The 23,056-nt window shown below is 67.7% G+C and carries 30 protein-coding genes; 9 read left to right on the top strand and 21 right to left on the bottom strand.

Going from position 1 to position 23,056, the window contains the following annotated elements; translation table 11 throughout:
* Window positions 1–385 precede the first annotated feature (385 nt).
* Both GH2_RS19635 and GH2_RS19640 read left to right on the top strand, forming a co-directional pair.
* A complete protein-coding gene (locus GH2_RS19635) occupies window positions 386–1,516 on the top strand; it encodes a CE1758 family FMN-dependent luciferase-like monooxygenase (protein WP_066172070.1) in 1,131 nt (376 codons plus the stop codon).
* Between the two features lie 2 nt (window positions 1,517–1,518).
* A complete protein-coding gene (locus GH2_RS19640; protein WP_066172071.1) occupies window positions 1,519–2,175 on the top strand; it encodes a CE1759 family FMN reductase in 657 nt (218 codons plus the stop codon).
* A 71-nt stretch (window positions 2,176–2,246) separates the two neighbouring features.
* On the opposite strand, the gene GH2_RS19645 is transcribed toward GH2_RS19640, so the two are convergent.
* The 6 genes from GH2_RS19645 to GH2_RS19670 are packed head-to-tail and all read right to left on the bottom strand — an operon-like array spanning window position 2,247 to window position 5,291.
* A complete protein-coding gene (locus GH2_RS19645) occupies window positions 2,247–2,543 on the bottom strand; it encodes a WXG100 family type VII secretion target (protein WP_066172072.1) in 297 nt (98 codons plus the stop codon).
* A gap of 49 nt (window positions 2,544–2,592) precedes the next feature.
* Complete coding sequence (locus GH2_RS19650) at window positions 2,593–2,892, bottom strand: WXG100 family type VII secretion target (RefSeq protein ID WP_066172073.1); 300 nt, start codon at window positions 2,890–2,892, stop codon at window positions 2,593–2,595.
* A 39-nt stretch (window positions 2,893–2,931) separates the two neighbouring features.
* Window positions 2,932–4,263 carry a hypothetical protein gene (locus GH2_RS19655; protein WP_066172074.1) on the bottom strand — a complete coding sequence of 444 codons (1,332 nt, stop codon included), beginning with the start codon at window positions 4,261–4,263 and terminating at the stop codon, window positions 2,932–2,934.
* On the bottom strand, window positions 4,263–4,556 hold the full coding sequence (locus tag GH2_RS19660; protein ID WP_157086168.1) for a hypothetical protein: 294 nt from the start codon (window positions 4,554–4,556) through the stop codon (window positions 4,263–4,265). Before GH2_RS19660 ends, GH2_RS19655 begins: the two co-directional genes overlap by 1 nt.
* A gap of 37 nt (window positions 4,557–4,593) precedes the next feature.
* Entirely contained in the window at window positions 4,594–4,953 is a 360-nt protein-coding gene (locus GH2_RS19665; protein WP_066172076.1) for a YbaB/EbfC family nucleoid-associated protein, read from the bottom strand.
* Window positions 4,950–5,291: a hypothetical protein gene (locus tag GH2_RS19670; protein WP_239589172.1), complete on the bottom strand. Its 342-nt coding sequence runs from the start codon at window positions 5,289–5,291 to the stop codon at window positions 4,950–4,952. The genes GH2_RS19665 and GH2_RS19670 overlap by 4 nt, the downstream gene beginning before the upstream one ends.
* Window positions 5,292–5,378: 87 nt before the next feature.
* Between GH2_RS19670 and GH2_RS19675 the strand changes: the two genes are divergently transcribed.
* Window positions 5,379–6,572 carry a MinD/ParA family ATP-binding protein gene (locus GH2_RS19675; protein WP_372434607.1) on the top strand — a complete coding sequence of 398 codons (1,194 nt, stop codon included), beginning with the start codon at window positions 5,379–5,381 and terminating at the stop codon, window positions 6,570–6,572.
* 3 nt (window positions 6,573–6,575) lie between these two features.
* Here the strand turns inward: GH2_RS19675 and GH2_RS19680 are convergent, their stop codons facing one another.
* The 9 genes from GH2_RS19680 to infA all read right to left on the bottom strand — a co-directional run bounded on the left by GH2_RS19680 (window position 6,576) and on the right by infA (window position 11,961).
* Entirely contained in the window at window positions 6,576–7,001 is a 426-nt protein-coding gene (locus tag GH2_RS19680; protein ID WP_066172078.1) for a nuclear transport factor 2 family protein, read from the bottom strand.
* A 109-nt stretch (window positions 7,002–7,110) separates the two neighbouring features.
* Entirely contained in the window at window positions 7,111–8,001 is an 891-nt protein-coding gene (truA, locus tag GH2_RS19685; RefSeq protein ID WP_066172079.1) for a tRNA pseudouridine(38-40) synthase TruA, read from the bottom strand.
* Window positions 8,002–8,049: 48 nt separating this feature from the next.
* Window positions 8,050–8,601 (bottom strand): 50S ribosomal protein L17, encoded by a 552-nt coding sequence (gene rplQ, locus GH2_RS19690; RefSeq protein WP_066172080.1) that lies wholly within the window; start codon window positions 8,599–8,601, stop codon window positions 8,050–8,052.
* 105 nt (window positions 8,602–8,706) lie between these two features.
* The gene (locus GH2_RS19695) at window positions 8,707–9,759 is read right to left on the bottom strand and encodes a DNA-directed RNA polymerase subunit alpha (protein ID WP_066172081.1); all 1,053 of its coding nucleotides are present in this window, start codon (window positions 9,757–9,759) and stop codon (window positions 8,707–8,709) included.
* Between the two features lie 200 nt (window positions 9,760–9,959).
* The gene (gene rpsD, locus GH2_RS19700) at window positions 9,960–10,565 is read right to left on the bottom strand and encodes a 30S ribosomal protein S4 (RefSeq protein WP_066172082.1); all 606 of its coding nucleotides are present in this window, start codon (window positions 10,563–10,565) and stop codon (window positions 9,960–9,962) included.
* Window positions 10,566–10,589: 24 nt separating this feature from the next.
* Window positions 10,590–10,997, bottom strand: a complete 408-nt coding sequence (rpsK, locus tag GH2_RS19705) for a 30S ribosomal protein S11 (RefSeq protein WP_006895581.1) — start codon at window positions 10,995–10,997, stop codon at window positions 10,590–10,592.
* Window positions 10,997–11,365: a 30S ribosomal protein S13 gene (rpsM, locus tag GH2_RS19710; protein WP_066172083.1), complete on the bottom strand. Its 369-nt coding sequence runs from the start codon at window positions 11,363–11,365 to the stop codon at window positions 10,997–10,999. The genes rpsK and rpsM overlap by 1 nt, the downstream gene beginning before the upstream one ends.
* Window positions 11,366–11,535: 170 nt before the next feature.
* The gene (rpmJ, locus tag GH2_RS19715; protein ID WP_009679193.1) at window positions 11,536–11,649 is read right to left on the bottom strand and encodes a 50S ribosomal protein L36; all 114 of its coding nucleotides are present in this window, start codon (window positions 11,647–11,649) and stop codon (window positions 11,536–11,538) included.
* Window positions 11,650–11,739: 90 nt separating this feature from the next.
* Window positions 11,740–11,961: a translation initiation factor IF-1 gene (gene infA, locus GH2_RS19720; RefSeq protein ID WP_004023539.1), complete on the bottom strand. Its 222-nt coding sequence runs from the start codon at window positions 11,959–11,961 to the stop codon at window positions 11,740–11,742.
* A 202-nt stretch (window positions 11,962–12,163) separates the two neighbouring features.
* On the opposite strand from infA, the gene GH2_RS19725 reads away from it, so the two are divergent.
* Both GH2_RS19725 and GH2_RS19730 read left to right on the top strand, forming a co-directional pair.
* A complete protein-coding gene (locus tag GH2_RS19725; protein ID WP_066172084.1) occupies window positions 12,164–12,565 on the top strand; it encodes a phage holin family protein in 402 nt (133 codons plus the stop codon).
* Window positions 12,562–13,176 (top strand): SIMPL domain-containing protein, encoded by a 615-nt coding sequence (locus GH2_RS19730; protein WP_066172085.1) that lies wholly within the window; start codon window positions 12,562–12,564, stop codon window positions 13,174–13,176. The genes GH2_RS19725 and GH2_RS19730 overlap by 4 nt, the downstream gene beginning before the upstream one ends.
* 70 nt (window positions 13,177–13,246) lie before the next feature.
* On the opposite strand, the gene GH2_RS19735 is transcribed toward GH2_RS19730, so the two are convergent.
* Complete coding sequence (locus tag GH2_RS19735) at window positions 13,247–14,092, bottom strand: LLM class F420-dependent oxidoreductase (RefSeq protein ID WP_066172086.1); 846 nt, start codon at window positions 14,090–14,092, stop codon at window positions 13,247–13,249.
* Window positions 14,093–14,144: 52 nt separating this feature from the next.
* On the bottom strand, window positions 14,145–15,377 hold the full coding sequence (locus GH2_RS19740; RefSeq protein WP_157086162.1) for a PucR family transcriptional regulator: 1,233 nt from the start codon (window positions 15,375–15,377) through the stop codon (window positions 14,145–14,147).
* A gap of 90 nt (window positions 15,378–15,467) precedes the next feature.
* On the opposite strand from GH2_RS19740, the gene GH2_RS19745 reads away from it, so the two are divergent.
* The 4 genes from GH2_RS19745 to GH2_RS19760 all read left to right on the top strand — a co-directional run bounded on the left by GH2_RS19745 (window position 15,468) and on the right by GH2_RS19760 (window position 19,575).
* The gene (locus GH2_RS19745) at window positions 15,468–16,406 is read left to right on the top strand and encodes a TauD/TfdA dioxygenase family protein (RefSeq protein WP_084247651.1); all 939 of its coding nucleotides are present in this window, start codon (window positions 15,468–15,470) and stop codon (window positions 16,404–16,406) included.
* A 15-nt stretch (window positions 16,407–16,421) separates the two neighbouring features.
* Complete coding sequence (locus tag GH2_RS19750) at window positions 16,422–17,783, top strand: MFS transporter (protein WP_066172088.1); 1,362 nt, start codon at window positions 16,422–16,424, stop codon at window positions 17,781–17,783.
* A gap of 10 nt (window positions 17,784–17,793) precedes the next feature.
* Entirely contained in the window at window positions 17,794–18,246 is a 453-nt protein-coding gene (dtd, locus tag GH2_RS19755; protein WP_066172089.1) for a D-aminoacyl-tRNA deacylase, read from the top strand.
* Between the two features lie 90 nt (window positions 18,247–18,336).
* Entirely contained in the window at window positions 18,337–19,575 is a 1,239-nt protein-coding gene (locus GH2_RS19760; RefSeq protein ID WP_084247652.1) for a glycosyltransferase 87 family protein, read from the top strand.
* Here GH2_RS19760 and GH2_RS19765 read toward each other — a convergent pair.
* From GH2_RS19765 to secY, 4 genes are all read right to left on the bottom strand, one after another.
* A complete protein-coding gene (locus tag GH2_RS19765) occupies window positions 19,572–20,024 on the bottom strand; it encodes a hypothetical protein (protein WP_066172090.1) in 453 nt (150 codons plus the stop codon). The two genes, GH2_RS19760 and GH2_RS19765, sit on opposite strands and share 4 nt — an antisense overlap.
* A 163-nt stretch (window positions 20,025–20,187) precedes the next feature.
* Window positions 20,188–20,979: a type I methionyl aminopeptidase gene (gene map / locus GH2_RS19770; RefSeq protein ID WP_066172091.1), complete on the bottom strand. Its 792-nt coding sequence runs from the start codon at window positions 20,977–20,979 to the stop codon at window positions 20,188–20,190.
* Between the two features lie 5 nt (window positions 20,980–20,984).
* Window positions 20,985–21,533: an adenylate kinase gene (locus GH2_RS19775; protein WP_066172092.1), complete on the bottom strand. Its 549-nt coding sequence runs from the start codon at window positions 21,531–21,533 to the stop codon at window positions 20,985–20,987.
* Window positions 21,530–22,867 carry a preprotein translocase subunit SecY gene (secY, locus tag GH2_RS19780; RefSeq protein WP_066172093.1) on the bottom strand — a complete coding sequence of 446 codons (1,338 nt, stop codon included), beginning with the start codon at window positions 22,865–22,867 and terminating at the stop codon, window positions 21,530–21,532. The genes GH2_RS19775 and secY overlap by 4 nt, the downstream gene beginning before the upstream one ends.
* Between the last annotated feature and the right edge of the window lie 189 nt (window positions 22,868–23,056).

Genomic DNA, 23,056 nt, shown 5'->3' on the forward strand with positions numbered 1-23,056 from the left:
ATCGTGGCCACGTACTCGCAGGAGAAACCGGACGGACATGAGCAGCGACGGCCACCGAAAATCAAACACCAAGCACAAGCGCACCAGGGATGGGGGCGACACCGACCGAACGACACCGACCGAACGATGCGGAACGAGTCGGGGTGTGGTCGGCCGGGCCGAAATGACCGGCGACCTCTCCGCAGCGACGAGCCCCAGGGCGAGGAGTGAGGACTGCGGAGCCGGCATTTCGGCCCGGCCGACCACACCCCGACGGACACCAGCGACACAGCGAACAGCGAACGGAAAACACACCCACCCACACCCCAGGGAATGAAACGGACCACGGTCCGGTTATACTCGTCGACAGCCGCGGGAGCGGTCAGACACACACAAGGAGCCAGCGATGCAGTTCGGCATTTTCACTGTCGGCGACGTGACGACCGACCCCACCACAGGCACGACGATCAGCGAGCACGACCGTCTCGAGATGATGACGGCCATCGCGCTGAAGGCCGAGGAGGTGGGCCTCGACGTCTTCGCGACCGGCGAGCACCACAACCCGCCGTTCGTGCCGAGCTCGCCGACGACGATGCTCGGGTGGATCGCGGCCAAGACCGAGAAGCTGCAGTTGACGACGGCCACCACGCTGATCACCACCAACGATCCGGTGAAGATCGCGGAAGACTTCGCGATGCTGCAGCATCTGTCGGGTGGTCGCGTCGACCTGACGCTCGGCCGCGGCAACACCGGTCCGGTGTACCCGTGGTTCGGCAAGGACATCCGGCAGGGCATCCCGCTGGCGATCGAGAACTACCACCTGCTGCGTCGGCTGTGGCGTGAGCAGAACATCGACTGGCAGGGCAAGTTCCGCACCCCGCTCCAGGGATACACGTCGACGCCCGCGCCCCTCGATGACACTCCCCCGTTCGTGTGGCACGGGTCCATCCGGTCGCCGGAGATCGCCGAGCAGGCCGCCTTCTATGGCGACGGCTTCTTCCACAACAACATCTTCTGGAACAAGGAGCACACCGAGCAGATGGTGACGTTGTACCGCCGGCGGTACGAGCACTACGGCCACGGTTCCGCCGATCAGGCGATCGTCGGACTCGGTGGACAGGTCTTCATGGCCGAGACCGAGGCCGAGGCCAAGCGACTGTTCCGTCCGTACTTCGACAACGCTCCCGTGTACGGTCACGGCCCGTCGATGGAGGACTTCACCGAGATGACACCGTTGACGGTGGGCACCCCGGAGATGGTGATCGAGAAGACGCTGTCGTTCGCCGACTATGCGGGCGACTACCAGCGCCAGCTGTTCTTGATCGACCACGCGGGGCTGCCGCGCGAGCAGGTCCTGGAGCAGGTCGAGATCCTCGGCAAGGAAGTGGTGCCGGTGTTGCGCGCCGAGTTCGAGCGACGTCGTCCGGCGCACGTCCCGTCCGATCCGCCCAGCCACACGAGTCTGGTCGACAACGCCAAGCACCGTCTGGTGACACCCGCCGAAGAGCTGGTCGGCGCAGGCGCGGAAGGGAACTGACGATGGCACGCAGACTTCTGGTGATCAGCGCGGGCGTCTCCAGCCCGTCGTCGACACGCTTGCTGGCCGATCAGCTCGCCGACGCCGTCGGAGCCGGGGTGACCGCCCGCGGCGAGTCGGTGGACGTCGACGTCCTCGAGTTGGCGCCGCTCGCCGCATCGCTGGCGACGACGGTCACCTCCGGTGTGGCGCCCGCCGAGGTGGCGGCCGCCCGTGATCTGGTGGCGTCCGCGGACGGCATCGTCGCGGTGACGCCGATCTTCACCGCGTCGTACAGCGGACTGTTCAAGATGTTCTTCGACGTGCTCGATCCCGATGCATTAACCGGGGTGCCGATGGTGATCGCCGCGACGGCGGGCACTCCGCGGCACAGCCTGGTCCTCGATCATGCGGTGCGGCCGTTGATGGCGTACTTGCGCGCGGACGTCGTCCCGACCGCGGTGTTCGCGGCGACCGAGGATTTCGGTACCGGCGAACTCGGCAGTCGTATTCGACGTGCGGCGAGCGAGTTGGCCCAGCGGTTGGTCGACACCTCGGCGGTCGCCGGATTCGGCGGACCCACCGACACCGACGATCGTCCCCGCCGTTCGGGCGGCGCGAACGATCTCGGCACGGTGACCCCGTTCGCCGAACTGCTGCAGGGGCACACCGGCGCTTGACGATCGGTGGTTCACCGGAGAGGCGGTGGGCGAGCACAGGCTCGACCCCACCGCCTCTGCTGGTCACCGGGTCACGCGGTGAAGGTCTTCCCCACGCGGATGTCCGTGTCGCGCATGTGGTTCGCGGCCTTCGAGACGCCGACGCCCAGCGAATCGAGCCGGGTGCGGGCGTCGAGGAAGACCCGGTCCCAGTTGGCCTGCGCCTGTTGGTAGGCGCCTGCGCCGCCGGAGTCCCAGTGCACGGCGAGCGCCGCCACCTGGCGCTTGAGTTGGCCGGACAGTTCCTCGAGTCGCTGGAACTGCCCGCGGATGTCGCCCGAGAGCGTGCCGAGGTTGGCGAAGTCGTAACGGATGAGCCCACCGCTCATGTCGTCCCCCTTTGAGGTGTTGTGGTGTCTGGATTCGCCGGGCTGCCGACTACGTCGTAAGCCCGTTGAGCAGCGTGGCGACCGTGACGTCCTCGTCGTCGTAGCCGCGGAACCCGGCCGTCAGCTTCGCCTCGATCTCGTCGAGCGCCGTCTGCAGTCGCACCGCGACGGCGTGCCAGTCGGTGTGACTGCTCTCGAAGGCGGTCGACGCTTTGCCGTCCCATCCGGATTTGCCGCTGACCGCGGACTTCTGGATCTGGGTGATGATCCGTTGCATCTCATCGACGACGCCCTTGATCGACGCGGCCGACGCCTGGCCGGCCGCTACATCGACTCTCACTCCCTGCATTGCACGGTCCTTTCGTTGGTGTTCCTCTGCGGTGCCGGATCACGCTGATCCGGCGAGGTCTTGGTCGCCGATGCCGAGTGCGAGCGCGACGTCGAGATCGAGCGATTCGGCGGTCATGCGGGTGAGCCACTCGGCTTCAACGGGCTGGTCGGACGGAGCCGTCGCCGCAGGTGTCACGGTGATCGGCCGAGCGGTGTCCGACGGTCGGGCTCCGGTCGCGGCGAGCGGCGCCATCGGCATCGCGGTGTCGGCGCCGACGGCAGTCATCTGCGGTGCGGCGGAACTGGTGGTCGCCGCGGGAACGGTGGACGCGTTGGTGGTCGTGGGGCAGTCGGCCAGCGGCGCCGGTGCCGGTGCGGAGACGCCGGGGGTCGCCGGGACGGACGACACCGTGGAGGCGGCCTTCACCACGGGAGCGGCACCGCTCGGCCGGGTGCCTGCCGTCGTGCCGGTCGCCGCAGTATTCGTCGCTCCGTTGGTCGCCGTGGTCTTGTCACAGGTCGCGGGGCACGTGGTTGCCACAGGTGTCGTCGAGGTCGGCTGGTCGCTCGTCGACGGATCGGTCACCGGCACACCGTCGCCCGGTGCGACGCCCGCGAGCAACGACGTCGCGAACTGCGCACCTGCCTGGACCAGCGGTACCACGGACTCCAAGAGCTTCGCCGCCGTGCCGAAGCCGTCGGCGCCGGGCACCCCGGTGACCGATACCGGAGCGCCGGTGGCGGTCATCTGCGCGGTGGGAGCGATCAGTTGGGCGCGGGTCGCACTCACCACTGCGAGCCCTTCCGCGAGCCCCTCCGCGGCGATCGCCAAAGCGGCGATCTGTCCCGGCGGCGTCGCGATCGCAGGCATCGCCGCCGACAGCAGTCCCGTGGTCTTCACCACGACGCCCTGCAACTCCAGCGCACCCGCCGCGACGACCGCCGCCGCTGCCTGCAGATTCACCGACATCCCGGTGCCCTGCGCCGCCACGACACCGGACTCGCCCGCGGTCCGCGTGGCCGCGGTGATCGCCGACGTCGCCGCCTGTCCCAGCCAACTGCCGTCGAGCGACTGCGCGGCCCTCAGCAGGGTGCCGACTCCGTCTTCCAGCACCTGCGCGATCTGCTGATGCGCGACGGCCGGATCCCCGCCGGGTGCTGCTCCCAAGGCGCCGGTCCCGAAGACGCCGAGCAGATCGGTGATCGGTTTGAGCAAGAGCGTCGGATCCACGGTCGGCAGCACCGGCAGCGGCGGAAGGTCCAGCAGCGCGGCCAGATCGGGTAGTTCGGGCAGCGTCCAGGGCGCCGGCGCAGGCGACGGTGCAGGCAGTGATTCCCCGCCCAGCGTGCTGGGCGCTCCGTCGACGCCGACCTGGTCCGGGCAGTTCATCAGGCCCCGATTCCGCCGGCGCCCGCAGCATCGGCGCCGGTGAACGACGCCAGTCCTGCGGCGGCTGCGGCGGCCGTCGCGGCATGCGCCGCGGCCAGCTGGCCGACGGCTCGGAGGTGATTGGCCTGGGCGATCGAGTACGCCACCGCGAACTCCTGCCCGATCAGCCCGAACACCGTCGTCACCGCGGTACCGACTGCGGCGGCGTCGATGGCCCCGACCGTCGCGGTGGCCGTGCCGAGCGCGGCCGCTGTCGCGCCGAAGGTCTGCACCGCATGCGGCTGCAGCATCATCTGATTCACTTGTCCCCCTGTGATTGCTGATCCGGTGTCATGAGATTGGACGCACCGGAGCGCGATTCGGTTCCATCGACACGCCGCTGGTGTCGGTCAAGGCCTCGAACTCACCGCAGAAGTCCTGCATGATCTGCGCCCGCCGACCGAAGACCTCGATCGCCGCGCGGACCGAGGCGCCGACGATCTCCTCCGCGAGCCGTGAGCCCTTGCCGCCGCCCGCGCCGGGCGACAACTGCAGGTCGAGCAGCGTGCCGTTGCCGTCCACCTCCACACGGACGCGTCCGTGGTCGCCGGTCCCGACGGCGCGCAGGTCCTGCAGTTGTCGGTGCACGTCCTCGAGCGCGCCGAGTTGCCGCTGCGCACGGTCGTGGACCGCATCCATCTCGGTGGTCATCGGCGACTCCGTCCGCAGGCGTCGGCGGCGGCCTCGGCGGCGACCAGATCCCGGCGTGACGGCAGTCCCAGCAGTCCCAGGGTCTCGTCGTCGAGGCCCTGCCCACCGAGGTCGCCCCGGGTCCGGACGCCTGCCGCGGTTCCGGCGAGCCGACACAATGCCAGGATCTCGCGCGCCAACGATTCGGGCCTGCGACGCGCGGCGGCCGCGGCGATCGTCATTCGCACCGGGAGCCCGGCCGCCGTGCACGTCACCCGGATGGTTCCCGTCTTCGAGGAGACCGACGTCAGACCGTCGTCGCCGATCACCGGAACGGATTGCTTCTTCTGTGCTGCCATGGGACTTAGACGCAGCGGAAACGAGTTCGGTTCCATCACTGCGTTGTCGGGCGTGTCGCGCCCGCGGTCACCTAGCCTTCCCCCTCAATGCCGCGACGCACGCGGCACCGACCCGAGGGGACCCGAATGAAGCCGCAGACCCATCTCTCCGACGCACCGCCGTGGCTCGTCGCACCCGACACCGCAGCGCCCAGCGCGGACATCGACCTGTCTGCGATCGTCGGCCTGGCGCCCGAACCGGCGATCGCCGCCCCGGCGCCACCGACGCCCGCGCACTACGCTCCGCCGCCGCAGTATTCACACGCGCAGCACGGGCCCCAACCCCCGAACGGGCCTGCGCTGGATCAGGTCGCGATCCTCCGAAAGGCCAGGCGCGCTCCCGCCCGCGGCTGGCGGCGCGCGGTGCATGCGTTGTCTGCCGGCGCCATCAACCCCGGAGAATCGCCGGCGGAGATCGAATATCAGCAACTCCTGGATCGCCTCCGCCGCCCGGTCCGCGGTGACTACCGGGTGGCCGTTCTCTCGTTGAAGGGCGGTGTCGGGAAGACCACCACGACCATCGGCCTCGGGTCCACCTTCGCGTCGTTGCGCGGCGATCGAGTGATCGCGGTCGACGCGAACCCCGATCTCGGCACCCTGGCCCAGCGTGTTCCGCAGCAGACGGCGTCCACCGTGCGTGATCTGCTGGCCGACGACGCCGTCCACCGCTACTCCGACGTCCGCGCACACACCTCGCAGGCGCCGAGCCGACTGGAGGTGCTCGCGTCCGAGCGCGATCCCGCGGCGGCTGAAGCGTTCAGCGAGACCGAGTATCGCGGCGTGTTGGACGTCCTGCAGCGCTTCTACAACATCATCCTGACGGACTGCGGGACCGGCATGTCCCATTCGTCGATGCGCGGCGTCCTCGACACCGCCGACGCCTTGGTGCTCGTGTCCTCACCCGCGCTCGACGGCGCGCGCAGCGCCGGAGCGACCCTCGATTGGCTTACCGGACACGGATACGGCCATCTCATCGGCGGTGCGGTGGTCGTGCTCAGTTCCGCGCGCCCCGGGTCGTCGACGATCGACGTCGATCAGCTCTCCCAGCACTTTCTGACGCGCTGCCGGGCGGTCCACACCATCGGCTTCGACGACCATCTCGCCGAAGGCGCGGAGATCGATCTGGAACTGCTCGGCAAGCACACGCGCCGGTCGTTCGTCGAGATCGCGGCGACGATCGCCGACGAGTTCGGCGGCCCGCCGCGGCGCGAGCGTGCTCGCACGACTGACGCGGACGCCTGACGCTCACAGCGCCGTCATGTACCCTTTCTCCTCCACGCGCTGCGCGATCCGCCAACCGTCGCTGGTTCGGACCAGATCGTCGCGGTACCAGAGTCCGACGAACAGGGTGTGCTCACCGCCCTGCTCGTCGTGCGAGACCATGGGGTTGAAGAGGATGGTGCGCGCGTCGGCGGTGTCGCCGTGCAGGTCGAGCCGGGTGGTCGCCGCGAGGTGCTGGGTCACGGCGAACGCGGGCAGCACCTCCGCCAGCCATGCTTTGACCTCGCCGAAACTGCCTTTGATGCCGCCGGCAGCGGTGTAGTCGATGTGCGCGTCGGGGGTGAAGACCGCGTCGAGCGCATCCCACCGACGTTCATCGATCGCATGACTGTAGCGGGCCAGCAGGTCCTGGATCTCCAGACGGTCCGACATCTCTTGCAAGGGCATCAACGCAGGTTCCTCCTCGGGACGAGTCGGGGACAGCTTCCGGTCACCAGCATTCTGGCTGCTTCACCGCTCTGCCGCGACCAGCACCGGGAATCGCCCCTGGATCCGCCGATCAGTCGTCGCTCGACGGTGCCTCGCACTCGAGGTCCGACGCATCCCGGCGGTCGCGAGTGAGCGTGCTGCGCGCCGCCCACTCCTCCGCCGGTGGATACGCGACGTGCTGCAACGACAGCCCGCGTGCCTGCGCGACGGGCACCGACGCCGACCGCGTACGTTCCGTCAGCAGGTCGGTGCACCACGCGAGGCTGCGTCGACCGTCGCCGACGGAGGCGACCGCACCGACCAGCGACCGCACCATCGACCAGCAGAAGGCGTCGGCGACCACGGTTCCGATCACCACCTCGCCCTCGCGGCGCCAGGAGAATTGTTGCAGTTCGCGGATCGTGGTCGCGCCCTCGCGGCGTCGGCAGAAGGCGGCGAAGTCGTGCAGCCCCACGAGGCCGGCGGCCGCTCGGTTCATCGCCTCGACGTCCAACTGCCGCGGCCAGTCCGCCGTGCTGCGAGCCAGCGTCGGCTCGGCGCCCCACGGGGCGTCGGTCAAGCGGTATTCGTAGGTGCGCGCGAGTGCGGAGAACCGCGCGTCGAAGTCGGCGGAGACCGCGTCGATCCGTTTTACCCGGACGTCGTCGGGGAGCATCTTCGCCAGTCGCCGGACCAGCCGGGCGGGGTCTCCGTCGATGGATCGGGCCTGCAGCGACGCCAGCGGAACATCACAGTGCGCCACTTGCCCGGACGCGTGGACCCCGGCGTCGGTGCGGCCGGCGACGGTGAGGCGAACGGGCGCACGGAGCACGGTCCCGAGGGTCTGTTCCAGGGTCTCGCAGACGGTTCGTCGTCCCGGCTGGGTGGCCCAACCGGAGAAGTCGGTGCCGTCGTAGCCGATCACCAGACGAAGACGACACAACCCGCCCTCATCGGTGATGAGGGCGGGTTGTGTCGTCATGACGTCAGACCGTCCGCGACGGACTACCGGAGCCCGGCGCGGAATCGGCTACTTGGCCTCGTCGGCCGAGTCGTCAGCAGCGGCCTCGGTGGCGGCGTCCTCGGCGACCTCAGCGGTCTCCTCGGCGGCAGTCTCCTCGACAGCGGTCTCCTCGACGGCCTCGTCGGCCGGGGCAGCCTCTTCGGCGGCCTTGGCCTTCGACGCAGCCGCGCGGGTGGCACGGTTGGCCTCCGACGATGCGGTCTTCTCCTGCACCAGTTCGATCACAGCCATGGGGGCGTTGTCGCCCTTGCGCGGCAGGGTCTTGATGATGCGGGTGTAGCCGCCGTTGCGATCAGCGAAGTGCGGACCGATCTCGGCGAACAGGGCATGCACGATGTCCTTGTCGCGGATGTCCTTCATGACCTCGCGACGGTTCGCCAGCTCGCCGGCTTTGGCGTGCGTGATCAGCTTCTCGGCGTACGGGCGGAGCCGCTTGGCCTTGGCTTCGGTGGTGGTGATTCGACCGTGCTCGAAGAGCGCCGTGGCGAGGTTCGCCAGGATCGCCTTCTGGTGGCTGGCCGACCCGCCGAGGCGGGCACCCTTGGTGGGCTTGGGCATGTCTTTCTCCTAGGAGGGACTCACGATCTCGCGACCGGAAGTCCGTTGGCACAGCGGCTCGCTGAACGCTTGGCGCACAGGAACCGAGGTGGTTCTTAGCGAGCGCTACAGCTGCTCGGTCTCGGCGTAATCCTCGCCACCATCATTGTCGAACGACGCATCATCGGACCAGGTGCCGGTGGCCGGGTCGTACCCGGCGACCTGCGACGGGTCGAAGGTGGCCGGGCTGTCCTTGAGGGCCAGACCCAGGCTGTGCAGCTTCACCTTGACTTCGTCGATCGACTTCTGGCCGAAGTTGCGGATGTCGAGCAGATCCGACTCCGTGCGGGCAACCAGCTCGCCGACGGTGTGCACACCCTCGCGCTTGAGGCAGTTGTACGAACGGACGGTCAGCTCCAGATCCTCGATCGGCAGGCTGAACGCGGCGATGTGGTCTGCCTCCTGCGGAGACGGACCGATCTCGATGCCCTCGGCCTCGACGTTGAGCTCCCGAGCCAGGCCGAAGAGTTCGACCAGGGTCTTGCCGGCCGACGCCAGGGCGTCACGCGCGGTCATGGAGTTCTTGGTCTCCACGTCGAGCACCAGACGATCGAAGTCGGTGCGCTGCTCGACACGGGTGGCCTCGACCTTGTAGGTCACCTTGAGGACCGGCGAGTAGATCGAGTCGACCGGGATGCGGCCGATCTCGGCACCGGTGGCCTTGTTCTGCACGGCGGGCACGTAGCCGCGGCCCCGCTCGACGACGAGCTCGATCTCGAGCTTGCCCTTGTCGTTGAGGGTCGCGATGTGCAGGTCCGGGTTGTGCACCGTGACGCCGGCAGGCGGAACGATGTCAGCACCGGTGACTGCGCCCGGCCCCTGCTTGCGGACGTACATGGTGACCGGCTCGTCCTCTTCCGAGCTGACCACGAGGCCCTTGAGGTTCAGGATGATGTCGGTGACATCTTCCTTCACGCCCGGGACGGTGGTGAACTCGTGCAGGACTCCGTCGATGCGGATGCTGGTGACTGCCGCGCCCGGGATGGACGACAGCAGCGTGCGCCGCAGCGAGTTGCCCAGGGTGTAACCGAAGCCCGGCTCGAGGGGTTCGATGGTGAACTTCGAGCGGTTCTCGGCGATGACCTCTTCGGACAGACCAGGTCGCTGTGAGATGAGCATGTGGTGGGATTCTCCTTCGACCGTCCGCTATTTGACGGCTTCGAGGCGGACCGAGCAACTGTTGTTGCTCAGTAGTTTTCGCAGTGCTACTCGTAGTCTCCCCCGGCCAGACACGCAAGTGCGAAACGCAACGACGCGAGGTCGTCCATAACGCACCAACGCGGGTAGTACGGGGAACACGGGGGCGGAGCCCCGTGGGTTTACTTGGAGTAGAACTCGACGATGAGCTGCTCGGTGAGCGGCACGACGATCTGCTCACGCTCGGGCAGCGAGTGCACGAGGATACGCAGCGTCGACGGAACCACCTGCAGCCATGCCGGTGCCGGACGGTCGCCGAGGGTCTCCTTGGCGATCTGGAACGGCGTGGTCTGCAACGACTTCGGGCGAACGTCGATGATGTCGTACTGGCTGACGCGGTAGCTGGGCACATCCACGCGAACGCCGTTCACGGTGAAGTGGCCGTGGCTGACCATCTGGCGAGCCTGACGACGGGTCCGAGCCAGTCCGGCGCGGTAGACGACGTTGTCCAGACGCGACTCGAGGATCTGCAGCAGCACGTCACCGGTCTTGCCCGAGCGACGGTTGGCTTCCTCGTAGTAGCGACGGAACTGCTTCTCCATGACGCCGTAGGTGAAGCGAGCCTTCTGCTTCTCCTGCAGCTGGAGCAGGTACTCGGTCTCCTTGATCCGCGCGCGACCGTGCTGGCCGGGCGGGTAGGGACGCTTCTCGAACGCCTGGTCGCCGCCGATCAGGTCGACGCGAAGGCGACGGGACTTCTTAGTTGCGGGGCCGGTATAACGAGCCATAGTTCCTTCTTCCTCCCTTTCCCGCTAGACCCGGCGCCGCTTGGGCGGACGGCAGCCGTTGTGCGGCTGCGGGGTCACGTCGGAAATGGTGCCGACCTCGAGGCCGGCTGCCTGCAGCGACCGGATGGCGGTCTCACGACCCGAGCCCGGTCCCTTGACGAAAACATCGACCTTCTTGACGCCGTTCTCCTGCGCCTTGCGGGCAGCGTTCTCGGCGGCGAGCTGCGCGGCGAACGGAGTGCTCTTGCGCGAGCCCTTGAAGCCGACGTGGCCGGAGGAGGCCCAGCTGATCACGTTGCCCTCGGGGTCGGTGATCGAAACGATGGTGTTGTTGAACGTCGACTTGATGTGGGCGTGGCCCAGCGGGACGTTCTTCTTGTCGCGACGACGGGTGCCCTTCTTCGGGCCAGCGCTACGTGACTTGGGTGGCATTACTTCTTCTTCCCGGCGATGGTCTTCTTCGGGCCCTTACGAGTACGGGCATTGGTCTTGGTGCGCTGACCGTGGACCGGCAGGCCGCGACGGTGGCGCAGACCCTGATAGCAGCCGATCTCGATCTTGCGACGGATGTCGGCCTGCACCTCGCGGCGCAGGTCGCCCTCCACCTTGACCGAGGCCTCGATGTACTCGCGGAGCTTCGCGACGTCAGCGTCGGTCAGATCCTTGGCGCGCAGATCGGCCGAGAGTCCGGTCGCTGCGATGATTTCCTTCGAAGTGGTCCGACCCACTCCGAAGATGTAGGTGAGCGCGATCTCCAGCCGCTTCTCGCGGGGGAGATCCACACCTGCAACACGTGCCATGTGGCGATTCCTTACCTGCTCAGAGGTCTGCTCCCAGTCCGTCCTGGACTCTGCGCCAGGCCCCGGCCTCTGAACCGGGGGTCGGCGACCGCGCGTCTGCGATCGCTGGTTCTGGGAGTTCTTCTATCGATCTTCAGTTGTGTGTCTTCAAGCGACCTTGAAGAAGCTGATCAGCCCTGACGCTGCTTGTGACGCAGGTTGTCGCAGATCACCATGACCCGTCCGTTACGGCGGATCACCTTGCACTTCTCGCAGATCGGCTTGACGCTCGGCTTGACCTTCACGTCAGCTTCTCCCTTTATCTTCTTGTGGCAAGTGCCATGTGCCCGGACAGCACGAAGCGACGCGTCGCCCCGGAACCGCCCGCACGAGGGTTACTTGTACCGGTAGACGATGCGTCCGCGCGCGAGGTCGTAGGGCGAGAGCTCCACGACAACGCGATCCTCGGGCAGAATGCGGATGTAGTGCTGCCGCATCTTGCCACTGATGTGAGCAAGGACCTTGTGTCCGTTCTCCAGCTCAATGCGGAACATCGCATTGGGCAGAGGCTCGATCACACGACCCTCGACCTCAATGGCCCCATCTTTCTTCGCCATATCCTCCGCGATTCTCCGGCGACCCGGCTTTCCGTGTCTACCGACTTCTGCTTCGTCTATCCGCTACGGTGGCGGTACGAACGGCCGCCTGAGTCCGATGCGGAAAGCATCGGGCGCAGGCATGCGTGACCGCACGACGCACCGACGTTCAAGCCTACGCCAAGTCGGGCGTTGTTCCAAACCTTCGTGACAGACTGGACGCATGCGCGCATTCATCGTCCGAAGCGGACTGACGGGCCTTGCTCTGTGGATCGCCGCCCTGATCGTTCCCGGCGTCGAATTCGAGTTCGGCGACGTGACCAGTTGGTGGGGGCAGGTCGGCATCGTCTTACTGGTGGCCGTCGTGTTCGGTCTGGTGAACGGCTTCATCAAGCCCATCGTCCAGATCCTGTCGATCCCGCTGTACATCCTGACCCTGGGGCTGATTCACATCATCATCAATGCACTGATGCTGGAGATCACCAGTTGGCTGACGCACAACGTCTTCGATCACGGTCTCGTCGTCGACGACTTCTTCTGGTCGGCGATCTTCGGCGCGATCGTCGTCTCGGTGGTCGGCTGGCTCACGGCGCTCATCGCCCGCGACTCCGTGGACAACCTATGAGCCTCGACCGCACCGTCGGCGTCACCGGATCCGGGCGGGCGTCCGCCGTCCCCGATGTGATGCGCCTCGAGATCGGCGCCGCCGCGACCGAGTCGGACGTCGCGACGGCGATGGACCGCACCGGCAGATCGATGCGCTCGGTGATCGACGCCCTGACGACTGCGGGCATCGCCCGCAGCGATCTCGCGACATCCCAGGTGTCGGTGCATCCGCGATACAGCAGCGGCGACGAGCCGCGAATCGTCGGCTACGAGGCCACCACCATGCTCACCGCCACCGTCCGCGACCTCGACACGGCCGGCGACCTCCTGACTGCCGCGGTCCATGCCGGAGGCGACGACCTCCGCGTCCACGGCGTCTCACTGGTCGTCGACGATCCGTCCGCGCCGCTCGCCGCGGCCCGCGACGCCGCGTTCGCCGACGCCCGGGACCGCGCCACGCAGTACGCGCGTCTGGCGGGCGTTCGGCTGGGCCCGGTGATCTCCATCCGCGAAGGTGCCGCGGGCGGCGGTCCCGCTCCCCGCATGGTCGCCTACACCGCCGCGATGCCCGTCGAGGCGGGCGAACAACAGGTGTCGGCCACCGTCGACGTCGTCTTCGAATTGCTCTGAACCGAGCGGACTGCGATGCATCGCCCCGCGCGTGGCACTCGGCCGCACTGGGGCGCTGCCTCCGTCGATGTCACTGTGCGTCGATGATCGCCCCGAGTTCCACCGCGATGTCCGCCGAACCGAGGACCTGCACCGCGACGTGATCGGCGCCCGCCGCGAGATGCTCGTCGACCTGCGCCCGCACCGACGTCGCGTCACCGTGCGCCACCAGTGCATCGATCAGTGCGTCGCTGCCGCCGTCGGCGATGTCGGCGTCGGTGTAGCCGAGCCGCTTCAGGTTCGACGTGTAATTGCGCAGATGCAGATACGGCCGGTCCACGGGCGGGCGGCCGACGGCGCGTGCGGCCTGTGGATCGGAGTTGACGACCACCTTGTGCTCGGGCGCCAGCAGCGCCTCGTCGCCCAGTGCCTCGCGGGCGATGGCGGTGTGCGCCGGCGTCGTCAGGTACGGGTGCGCTCCGAGCGCGCGCTCCGCGGACAGCCGGAGCATGCGGGGCCCGAGCGCCGCGAGAACGCGTCGGTTCACCGGGACACCGGCGTCGTCGAGCACGTCGAGATAGTGCCGGACGGCCTGGTAGGGCGAGGTGTACTCGGCGGTCGCCTCCGGGTGTCCCGCTCCGATGCCCAGGTAGAACCGGCCGGGGAAGTCGCGCTCGAGATCGGCGAATTCTGCGGCGATCGTCGCCGGATCGGTGTTCCAGATGTTCACGATGCCGGTGGCGACGGTGATGTCCTCGGTGGCTTCAAGAATCGTGCGGACCGGCCGCAGATGCGCCGGCGAGCCGCCCATCCAGATGGCGCCGAATCCGAGTCGCTCGATCGCGCGAGCGTTCTCCGGCGAGAACTGACTGAATCCTCCCCACGCGCCGTGCCTGCCGAACCGCTGAACATGTACTGCCTTGCCACTGTCGGTCATGGTCGGTGCAACCGGGTCTCGCCTCGCCCTATTCCCCGCTCCGCATCGGCACTCAGGCGTCGACCGCCATCGAGGTGATCGCCGCGTACAGCGCGACGATTCCGGCCGTCCGGAACGGACTGACGCCGCACAGGCTCTCGATGCGGTTGAGCCGGTTGTTCACCGTGTTCGGGTGAACGTCCAGAGTCCGCGCAGCGCGCAACCGATCCAGGTCGCAGTCGAGGTAGGTACGCAGGGTCCGGAGCAGATCGGGCTGATCCCGGATCGGCGCGAGCGTCTCCGCCAAGCGGTCGGCTGCGGGCCCCGGCCGACTCAACTGGTAGGCGACGGCGACATCGTCCAATCGGTGCAGACCGGCGGGGCGGCCGAGCGCGAGCGCCACCTGGAGCACCTCCTGCGCCTGGGCCGCCGCCTCCACCACCGCGCCCCGATCGACCGATTCGACGACCGCCGCGGACGTCGCCGCGCCCGCGGCCGCTTCGATCGCCGCAACCAACCTGTGCAGACCCGCGTCGCCGCCGTCCGTCGGATAGTGCGACGTCGGAACCAACACCGTCCCGCCGTCGCGGTCGAGCAGCCCGAGCATCGCCGGGCCACCTCCCGGACGGAACAATCGCTGGACACGGTGAAGTTTGCGGCGGCCGGCCACCTCGCGGGCCGACGCCTCCGCGGTCAACTCGCCCGGCGACTTCTCCAACCGCACCGCGAGCACGTGGTAACTGGTGTCGAGCTTGACGTTCAGCCGCTCGGCGTCGGCCCGCGGATCGTGGCCGAGAAGCAGGAGCCTCCCCACGAAGTGCGGTCCGCCGGTCGCCTCGTCGGACTGCACGGCGAGTTCGCGTTGATAGGCCTCCACCAGTTCCGCGACGAACACTTCGTGAAGCCGAAAGCCGGCCGCACTGATCCAGGCGAAGGCCGCAACGTCATGATCGGCGACGGCGGCGGCCCGGCACTCGGCGTGGAGGAATTCCGAGGCGCGACTCCACAGGGCGAGCACCAGCGGGAGCGGAACGCCTTCCCGAGCCCGCTGTTCGGCGCGCTCGCGCACCACCTGCAGTTCGTTCTCGGTCGGCGTGCCGCCGGTCCGCAGGCACCGCAGCGAGATCGGCAGCATACGGTGGCCGATCGAGACCAGTTCGGAGTCGAGCATCTCCGCGGGTAATGCCTGCGCGGCCTCGGTAGAGGTGATCTGCTGCGCCACTCGGCCGATCCGCAGGCTCACCGCATCGATGATCGAGGCCACTCCCGTCGGCGGCGTCCCACTCAGTTCGGTCGAGGTCTCCATGCATTGATTGTGCAATAGCCCAATAGGCGACGGGAAGTCCTGGTGTAGGTCACAGTCGGGAGAGGTCGTGTCCGACACCACAATCGAAGTATGACAACACAGATCGCCTCCCCGTCCCTTGCCATCCACACCGCGGGCACGACCGCCTACCCGCGACTGCATCTCGGCGCCAGGTTCCTGCGACGCACTGCCGAGCACCTCGAAGAACCTCAGGTCTACACTCGATTCGACCTCACCCCGGTGAACCCGACCATCGGCGCCGTCGTGCACGGCATCGACCTCGGCCACGTCGACGACCAGGTGCACGCGGATCTGCACCGCGCCCTCCTCGAGTACAAGGTGCTGTTCTTCCGCGACCAGAACCTGACTGGTTCACAGCACATCGATCTCGCCCACCGCTGGGGACCGGTGGAGGTGAATGACTTCTTCCCCACCGCGGAGGTCGACGGCATCTCTCGCCTCGCGAAGGGCGATATGGCCATCGGCATGGAGAACGTGTGGCACAGCGACACCTCGTTCCGATCCGATCCGTCGATGGCCTCGATTCTTCGGGCCGTCGAGATCCCGGCGGCGGGCGGCGACACGCTGTGGGCCGATATGGCAGCCGCCTACGACAACCTCCCCGAATCAGTGAAGGAGCAGATCGACGGCCTCACCGCGATTCACACCTACACCAAGTCGTGGGGGCAGGCGATGACCGCCGAGCAGATCGCCGTCATGTCGGCGAAGTACCCGCCGATCGCGCATCCGATCGTCCGCACGCACCCGGAGACCGGCCGCAAACTGCTCTACGTCAACGAACCCTTCACGACCGAGATCGTCGGGCTGCCGAAGGCCGACGGGGACGCTCTCCTCGACTACCTGATGTTCCAGGCACGGACCCCCGAATACCAGGTGCGCTTTCAGTGGGCGCCGAACTCCGTCGTGATCTGGGACAACCGCGCAACCCAGCACTACGCGGTCAACGACTACTTTCCGCAGCGTCGCGTCATGGAACGCGTCACCGTCGCCGGCGACCTGCCGCGCTGACAGCAGGAGACGCCGATGACCGACACCCTCACCCCCGCGGCGACGACCGTCCCGGAAACCGCGCCGCCCGGCTATTCCACCGGCCGAGCGTGGCTCATCACCGCAGCGCTCGCGCTCTTCATGGTGATCAACTGGGGCGACAAATCCGTGCTCGGACTCACCTCGCGCGCACTCATGGACGACCTGGGCCTGAGCCCCTCGCAGTACGGCCTCATCGCGAGCTCGTTCTTCTTCCTGTTCAGCGTCGCGACACTCGTCGGCGGCATCCTGGTCGACCGCATCCAGACCCGGTGGATGCTGATGGCGATGGCGCTGGTGTGGGCGCTCGTGCAGTTCCCGGTGATGGGCGCCGCATCGTTCACGGTCCTGCTGGCCTCCCGAGTGGTGCTCGGCATGGCCGAGGGGCCGGCGTCGCCGGTGGCTCTGCACGCGGTGATGAAGTGGTTCCCCGACGAGAAGCGCGACCTGCCGAACGCGATCGTCCTGGGTTCGTCGTCCCTCGGCGTCCTGATCGCAGCGCCGGTGATGGCGTTCGTGCAGGTTCATTGGGGTTGGCGGTGGTGCTTCGGGGTTCTCGGCATCGCCGGTCTGGCGTGGACGGTGCTCTGGCTCCTCGTCGGCAGGGAAGGACCGTACGACGTCGCGCGAACGGACGATCCCCCGTCCGACGGAACGGATCCCGCCGCCGAATCCGTTCCGGAACGAGTCCCCTACCGCCGCATCTTCACCTCGCCCACCTGGCTGTTCCTCGCGTTCGCGGGATTCGCCTGCTATTTCGTGATGGCGATCCTGTCCACCTGGCTGCCGACGTATCTGGAGTCGGTCCGCGGCATGAGCACGGTCACCACCGGCAACCTCATCGCCGCGGTGGCGGCGACCGGCGCCGTCGCCATGTTCGCCCAGGGTGCGCTGTCGCGGCGACTGCTGGTGCGCGGCGTCTCCAGCCGGTGGTCGCGGTCGGGAGTCCCCGCAGCCGCCATGGCAATCGCCGCCGTCGCGATGTTCGGCTTCGCGAACACCGGCGGGATCATGCAACTCGCACTGATGCTGCCCGCGTTCGTGTTGTACACGACGATCTTCCCGGCCGCGACAGCAGCGATCGCCGAGATCACGCCGGTGACGCAGCGGGGAACGGTGCTGGGCGTCTTCTGCGCCGTGTTCGGCGTGGCCGGAATGGTGGCGCCGACCGTCGCCGGTCGCCTCATCGACAACGCTGCGGTGCAGGCGGACGGCTATCACACGGTGTTCGTGATCTGTGCCGGCCTCCTGCTGACCGCGGGCCTGGCCGTCCTGGTCCGCGTCGACCCGGAGCGAGACCGCCGTCGACTGTTCGACGCGCCGCAGGTGCCGGGCGGCGCCGGTTCGGTCACCGTCTAACCTCACCGGTATGCGAGCCGTTCTTCAGCGAGTCAGTTCCGCGTCGGTCACGGTCGACGACGAGGTGGTGGGGGAACTCCACCTGCCCGACGGCCGCCTCGGCATCGTCGCGCTGATCGGCGTCACGCACGACGACGACGCGCAGGGAGCCAGGAAGCTCGCCGACAAGATCTGGCGGTTGCGCATCCTCGACGGCGAGGGCGACCGTCGTGAGGTCTCGGCGGCCGACGTTGACGCTCCGATCCTGGTGATCAGTCAGTTCACGCTCTACGCCAACACCGACAAGGGCCGTCGTCCGTCGTGGAACGCGGCCGCCCCGGGACCGGTCGCCGAACCGCTCGTCGACGCGGTCGTCGCCGAACTCCGGGCACTCGGCGCCACCGTCGCCACCGGACAGTTCGGCGCCCATATGCACGTCGAGCTCGTCAACGACGGCCCCGTCACGATGATCGTGGACGTGTGAGCACACCCCGCGGGGTCGTCGCCCGGTGCACGACGACCTCCGCCGGACCGGCGCCCCGAGCCCGCGGCTCCGCATTGCTAGGCTGACGCAGTGTCGAACCCGTTTGCCGTGACCAGATCGTCCCGCCGGGCTCGCCTTCTTCTTCTCGCCGCAACGGTCCTGCTGGCCGTCACCACGACCGCCGGTGTGCTGCTGCACATCTGGCACGGCTATCTGGACCTGCACGTGTACCGGACTGGTGCCCGCGTGCTGCTCGACGGCCATCCGCTCTACGGCGCGATGCCCGCCGTCGACGGAACGCACCTGCCGTTCACCTATCCCCCGCTGGCCGCCATGGCGTTCACCCCGTTTGCGATGATGCCGGTGACCGTCGCCGACATCGCGATGTTCGCGGCCACGCTGGCCGCGCTCGCACTGAGCCTGTGGCTGATCCTGGGCCGGATCGCCCCGCGGACGGATGCCACACTGCGCCTGGCGATCGTCATCGCATTGACGAGCGTCTTCTCGTTCCTCGAGCCGGTTCGCGAGAATCTGAGCTTCGGACAGGTCAACGTGCTGCTGATGGCCCTGGTCGTCGTCGACGTCCTGTGCCGCCATCGCCGTTGGCCGCGCGGTCTCCTGATCGGCATCGCGGTGTCCATCAAGCTGACGCCTGCGGGCTTCCTCCTGTACTTCGTCCTCCGCCGCGACTGGCGAGCCGTCGGCTGGCTGCTGGTGGGGACCCTCGGCTCCATCGGTCTGGCCTGGCTGATCTCCCCGTCGGACTCCGTGCAGTACTGGTTCCACACCCTCCGCGAGACCGGCCGCATCGGTGCCCCGTATTTCGCAGGCAATCAGTCCATCAAGGGCGCCGTCTTCCGCTTCGGCCTCAGCGAATCCGCGTCGACGCTGCTGTGGTTGGGACTGTCGATCCTGGTGGTCGCCGTCGCGGCCGTCTGGATGCATCGGCTCCTGACGGGCCGTTCCGAGAGCGTCGTCGCACTCCTGGTCAATGCCGCCGTGGTGCTCTTGATCTCTCCGGTCAGCTGGTCGCACCACTGGGTGTGGGCGGCGCCCGCCCTGATGGTCGCCGGGTACGCCGTCGTCTCCCACCGATTCGGTCCGGCGCTCACCGCGACGTGGGCCCTCGGTCTGGTCGTCTTCGCCGTCGGACCGCACTGGCTGTTGCCGGCCCGGCACGACGCCGAACTGACCTGGGTGTGGTGGCAGCATCTGGTCGGGAACAGCTACGTGTGGCTCACCGCCGCGGTGCTGGTCGTCGGCGCGCTGCGTTGGCGCCCGGCCGCCGCACTCGAACCTGTGAGATCACGCGCGGAGGCGACCGCCTAAGACCACACGCACCAGGCGTCGTCGATGCGACGAACCTCCAGCGGCATCGCCACATTGGTGCCCATGGTGTTGAGCGATCCGTCGACGTGGGCGACATCGCCGGTCACGGTCACCGACGCGATGTTCACCCGAATGGTGCTGCCCGCCGTCCCGATGCCGCCGAGCATGCCCGCGGTCCGCGTCAGCGTGTCCTTCGGCTCCGAACGGTCTGCGCAGATGCCGGCGGCGGCGACGTCGGACGACTGCACGGCGTTCGCGAACCGGTGGTACACGGCTTCCACCGCCCGCTGGTCCGCCTCGTCTCCGCTGCTCGGCTCGTCGGCGTCTTTGACCACGAGAAAGACCGCCACGACCACCGCGATCACGACGACGGCCGCTCCGGACACCGCGAGCCAGTGTCGCCACTGAAACCGTGCGCCGGTCGATCCGTTGTCCGCCTCATCGCTCATGCCTTGTGGCCCATCCCTTCTCGCTTCGTGTCGCCGCGCCGATCGCCGCTTGGGTGCATCGTATGCTTTCGGGCCGCGCGGCACGGCCCGCACGCCGAAAGCGTCGCCACAACGCACTCGACCCCGACCGGCCATCTGGCCGATCGGGGTCGAGAGCGTCAAGCTACGGGCGCGGAGTCAGGATGCGCGGTCCGTCCGCGGTGACGGCGACGGTGTGCTCCCAGTGAGCCGACCGCGAACCGTCGTCGGTGACGACCGTCCAGTCGTCGGCCAGCACGGTGGTGTCTTCGGTGCCGAGCGTCAGCATCGGCTCGATCGCCAGCGTCGACCCGATCACCAGGAGCGGCCCGCGATTGGGCTTGCCCTCGTTGGCGAGGAACGGCTCCATGTGCATCTCGCGACCGATGCCGTGTCCGCCGTACCCGTCCACGATGCCGAAGGTGCGGCCGAACTGCTTGCCCGCGGCACGGGTCCCGGTCTCGATCGCATGCGAGACGTCGGTGAGCCGGTTGTCCGGCACCATCGCGGCGATCCCGGCTTCCATCGACAGCCGCGTCGCCTCACTGAGCTCGGCGTCGGCCTGCGCCAGCTCGCCGACGCCGAACGTCCACGCAGAGTCGCCGTGCCAGCCGTCGAGGATGGCGCCGCAGTCGATCGAGACCAGGTCGCCCTCGGCGAGCACCACATCCTTGGACGGGATGCCGTGCACCACGACCTCGTTGACCGAGCTGCAGATGGATCCGGGAAAGCCGTGGTAGCCCTTGAACGACGGCACCGCGCCCGCGTCGCGGATCACCGCTTCGGCGACCGCGTCCAGTTCCAGCGTGCTGACCCCGACTTTGGCCGCGTCACGCACGGCGACGAGCGCGCGCCCGACGATGGCACCCGCGGCCGCCATCGCGTCGAGTTCGCCCGCCGATTTGAACGGAACCGGCTTCGGTTTACGAAAAGCCAACTCGCTCAGGCTTTGCCGAGTGCGCGCAGCACGCGTTGGTGAACCTCGTCAACGGTGCCGACGGCGTCGATCTCGGTGACCTGATCGGCGTAGTGAGTCAGCAGCGGAGCCGTCTCGGCCTCGTAGACCGACATGCGGTTGCGGATCACGTCCTCGGTGTCGTCGCCGCGACCGCGGGCGAGCATGCGCTCCACGACGACCTCGGTGTCGACCTTGAACGACAGCACGCCGTCGAGCGCCGTCTTCAGGTCCTCGAGGATGCCCTCGAGGGCGACGGCCTGCTCGGTGGAGCGGGGGAAGCCGTCGAGGATGAAACCCTTCGCCGCATCCGGCTCCGCGACGCGATCGCGGACCATGTTGACGGTGATCTCCGGCGGCACCAGATTGCCCGCGTCGAGGTACTTCTTGGCCTCGACACCGATGGGGGTGCCTTGGGAGATGTTGGCGCGGAACAGGTCGCCGGTCGAGATGTGCGGAATGCCCAGGGCTTCCGACATCAATTCGGCTTGCGTGCCTTTGCCCGCTCCGGGCGGTCCGAGGATGACGAGTCTCACTTCAGGAACCCTTCGTACTTGCGTTGCATCAACTGGCTGTTCACTTGCTTGATGGTGTCGAGGCCGACGACCACGATAATCAGCAATGCCGTACCGCCGAACGGAATGTTCTGGCCGCTGCCACTGCTCATATCCAGGAACAGGTTCGGGAGGATCGAGATGATGCCCAAGTAGAACGACCCGGGCAGCGTGATCCGGCTGAGCACGTAGCTCAGGTAGTCGGCCGTCGGCTGACCGGGGCGGATGCCCGGGATGAAGCCGCCGTACCGCTTCATGTCGTCCGCGCGCTCCTCCGGGTTGAAGGTGACGGCGACGTAGAAGTATGTGAAGAAGATGATGAGCAGGAAGTAGAACGCGATGTGGAACCAGCTCGACGGGTTGATCAGGTTCGATTCCAGCCACAACTTCCAGCCCGAAGTCTCACCGTCGGCGTTCTGACCGCCGGTCAACTGCAGGATCAGCTGCGGGATGTACAGCAGCGACGACGCGAAGATGACCGGGATGACGCCCGCGGTGTTGACCTTGATCGGCATGTACGTCGACGATCCGCCGTACATCTTCCGGCCGACCATGCGTTTGGCGTACTGGACCGGGACGCGTCGCATGCCCTGCTCGATGAACACGACGGCGACCAGGATCACGACGATCGCAGCGCACATGATGCCGAAGACCAGGCCACCGCGCTGCTGCAAGATGGTGCGTCCCTCAGCCGGGATGCGGGCGGCGATGCCGACGAAGATCAGCAGCGACATGCCGTTGCCGATGCCGCGCTCAGTGATGAGCTCACCGAACCACATGACGATGGTCGCGCCCGCGGTCATGGTCAGGACGATGATCGACAGGCCGATGATCGACGTGTCCTGGAGGATCTGCTCGGGGTTGCAGTCCTCACCGCTGGAGGGCAGGAGGTTGCCCGTGGCGGCGAGAGCGACGATGCCCGTCGACTGAAGCAGTGCCAGCGCCACCGTGAGGTAGCGGGTGTACTGCGTCATCTTGTTCTGGCCGGACTGGCCTTCCTTACGCAGCTGCTCGAACCGCGGAATGACGACGGTGAGCAGCTGAACGATGATGCTGGCCGTGATGTACGGCATGATGCCGATCGCGAACACCGACAGCTGCAGCAGTGCGCCGCCGGAGAACATGTTGATCAGCGAATAGATCTGGCCCGAGTCGCCCTGGCTCGCAGCGTCCACGCAGCGGTTGATCTCGCGGAAGTCCACGCCGGGCGACGGCAGCGTCGTGCCGATCCGGTAGAGCACGAGGATACCGAGGGCGTAGAAGATCTTCTTCCTCAGGTCGGGCGTCCTGAAGGTCGCCACGAGGGGGGAAAGCACTAACTCCTCCTATTGCACCGCAGTATCGGTGGGCGCGCGTCGACGACGCACAGCCGCATCGTGCATTGGCGGTCGGCTCGGAAAAATGACCCGGGCGTCCGACGACGGACGCCCACGGGTGAAACTTTAACAGTCCCGGAAACCACCGCCGGTCAGGCGAGCGGTCGGGCGACGACTGCGTCGCCCGTT

This window comes from Gordonia hydrophobica NBRC 16057, from assembly GCF_001592365.1.
GTDB classification, from domain to species: domain Bacteria; phylum Actinomycetota; class Actinomycetes; order Mycobacteriales; family Mycobacteriaceae; genus Gordonia; species Gordonia hydrophobica.

Excerpts from the sequence above, each read along its gene's own strand:
- dtd (WP_066172089.1), top strand. The coding sequence starts at position 17,794 with ATGCGAGCCGTTCTTCAGCGAGTCAGTTCCGCGTCGGTCACGGTCGAC.
- GH2_RS19635 (WP_066172070.1), top strand. The coding sequence starts at position 386 with ATGCAGTTCGGCATTTTCACTGTCGGCGACGTGACGACCGACCCCACC.
- infA (WP_004023539.1), bottom strand. The coding sequence starts at position 11,961 with ATGGCGAAGAAAGATGGGGCCATTGAGGTCGAGGGTCGTGTGATCGAG.
- GH2_RS19725 (WP_066172084.1), top strand. The coding sequence starts at position 12,164 with ATGCGCGCATTCATCGTCCGAAGCGGACTGACGGGCCTTGCTCTGTGG.
- GH2_RS19645 (WP_066172072.1), bottom strand. The coding sequence starts at position 2,543 with ATGAGCGGTGGGCTCATCCGTTACGACTTCGCCAACCTCGGCACGCTC.
- rplQ (WP_066172080.1), bottom strand. The coding sequence starts at position 8,601 with ATGCCCAAGCCCACCAAGGGTGCCCGCCTCGGCGGGTCGGCCAGCCAC.
- GH2_RS19735 (WP_066172086.1), bottom strand. The coding sequence starts at position 14,092 with ATGACCGACAGTGGCAAGGCAGTACATGTTCAGCGGTTCGGCAGGCAC.
- GH2_RS19745 (WP_084247651.1), top strand. The coding sequence starts at position 15,468 with ATGACAACACAGATCGCCTCCCCGTCCCTTGCCATCCACACCGCGGGC.
- truA (WP_066172079.1), bottom strand. The coding sequence starts at position 8,001 with ATGACGACACAACCCGCCCTCATCACCGATGAGGGCGGGTTGTGTCGT.
- GH2_RS19665 (WP_066172076.1), bottom strand. The coding sequence starts at position 4,953 with ATGACCACCGAGATGGATGCGGTCCACGACCGTGCGCAGCGGCAACTC.
- GH2_RS19730 (WP_066172085.1), top strand. The coding sequence starts at position 12,562 with ATGAGCCTCGACCGCACCGTCGGCGTCACCGGATCCGGGCGGGCGTCC.
- GH2_RS19660 (WP_157086168.1), bottom strand. The coding sequence starts at position 4,556 with ATGATGCTGCAGCCGCATGCGGTGCAGACCTTCGGCGCGACAGCGGCC.
- rpsK (WP_006895581.1), bottom strand. The coding sequence starts at position 10,997 with ATGCCACCCAAGTCACGTAGCGCTGGCCCGAAGAAGGGCACCCGTCGT.
- GH2_RS19675 (WP_372434607.1), top strand. The coding sequence starts at position 5,379 with ATGCCGCGACGCACGCGGCACCGACCCGAGGGGACCCGAATGAAGCCG.
- GH2_RS19650 (WP_066172073.1), bottom strand. The coding sequence starts at position 2,892 with ATGCAGGGAGTGAGAGTCGATGTAGCGGCCGGCCAGGCGTCGGCCGCG.
- GH2_RS19750 (WP_066172088.1), top strand. The coding sequence starts at position 16,422 with ATGACCGACACCCTCACCCCCGCGGCGACGACCGTCCCGGAAACCGCG.
- GH2_RS19670 (WP_239589172.1), bottom strand. The coding sequence starts at position 5,291 with ATGGCAGCACAGAAGAAGCAATCCGTTCCGGTGATCGGCGACGACGGT.
- rpsD (WP_066172082.1), bottom strand. The coding sequence starts at position 10,565 with ATGGCTCGTTATACCGGCCCCGCAACTAAGAAGTCCCGTCGCCTTCGC.
- GH2_RS19740 (WP_157086162.1), bottom strand. The coding sequence starts at position 15,377 with ATGGAGACCTCGACCGAACTGAGTGGGACGCCGCCGACGGGAGTGGCC.
- GH2_RS19640 (WP_066172071.1), top strand. The coding sequence starts at position 1,519 with ATGGCACGCAGACTTCTGGTGATCAGCGCGGGCGTCTCCAGCCCGTCG.
- GH2_RS19765 (WP_066172090.1), bottom strand. The coding sequence starts at position 20,024 with ATGAGCGATGAGGCGGACAACGGATCGACCGGCGCACGGTTTCAGTGG.
- rpsM (WP_066172083.1), bottom strand. The coding sequence starts at position 11,365 with ATGGCACGTGTTGCAGGTGTGGATCTCCCCCGCGAGAAGCGGCTGGAG.
- GH2_RS19695 (WP_066172081.1), bottom strand. The coding sequence starts at position 9,759 with ATGCTCATCTCACAGCGACCTGGTCTGTCCGAAGAGGTCATCGCCGAG.
- GH2_RS19655 (WP_066172074.1), bottom strand. The coding sequence starts at position 4,263 with ATGAACTGCCCGGACCAGGTCGGCGTCGACGGAGCGCCCAGCACGCTG.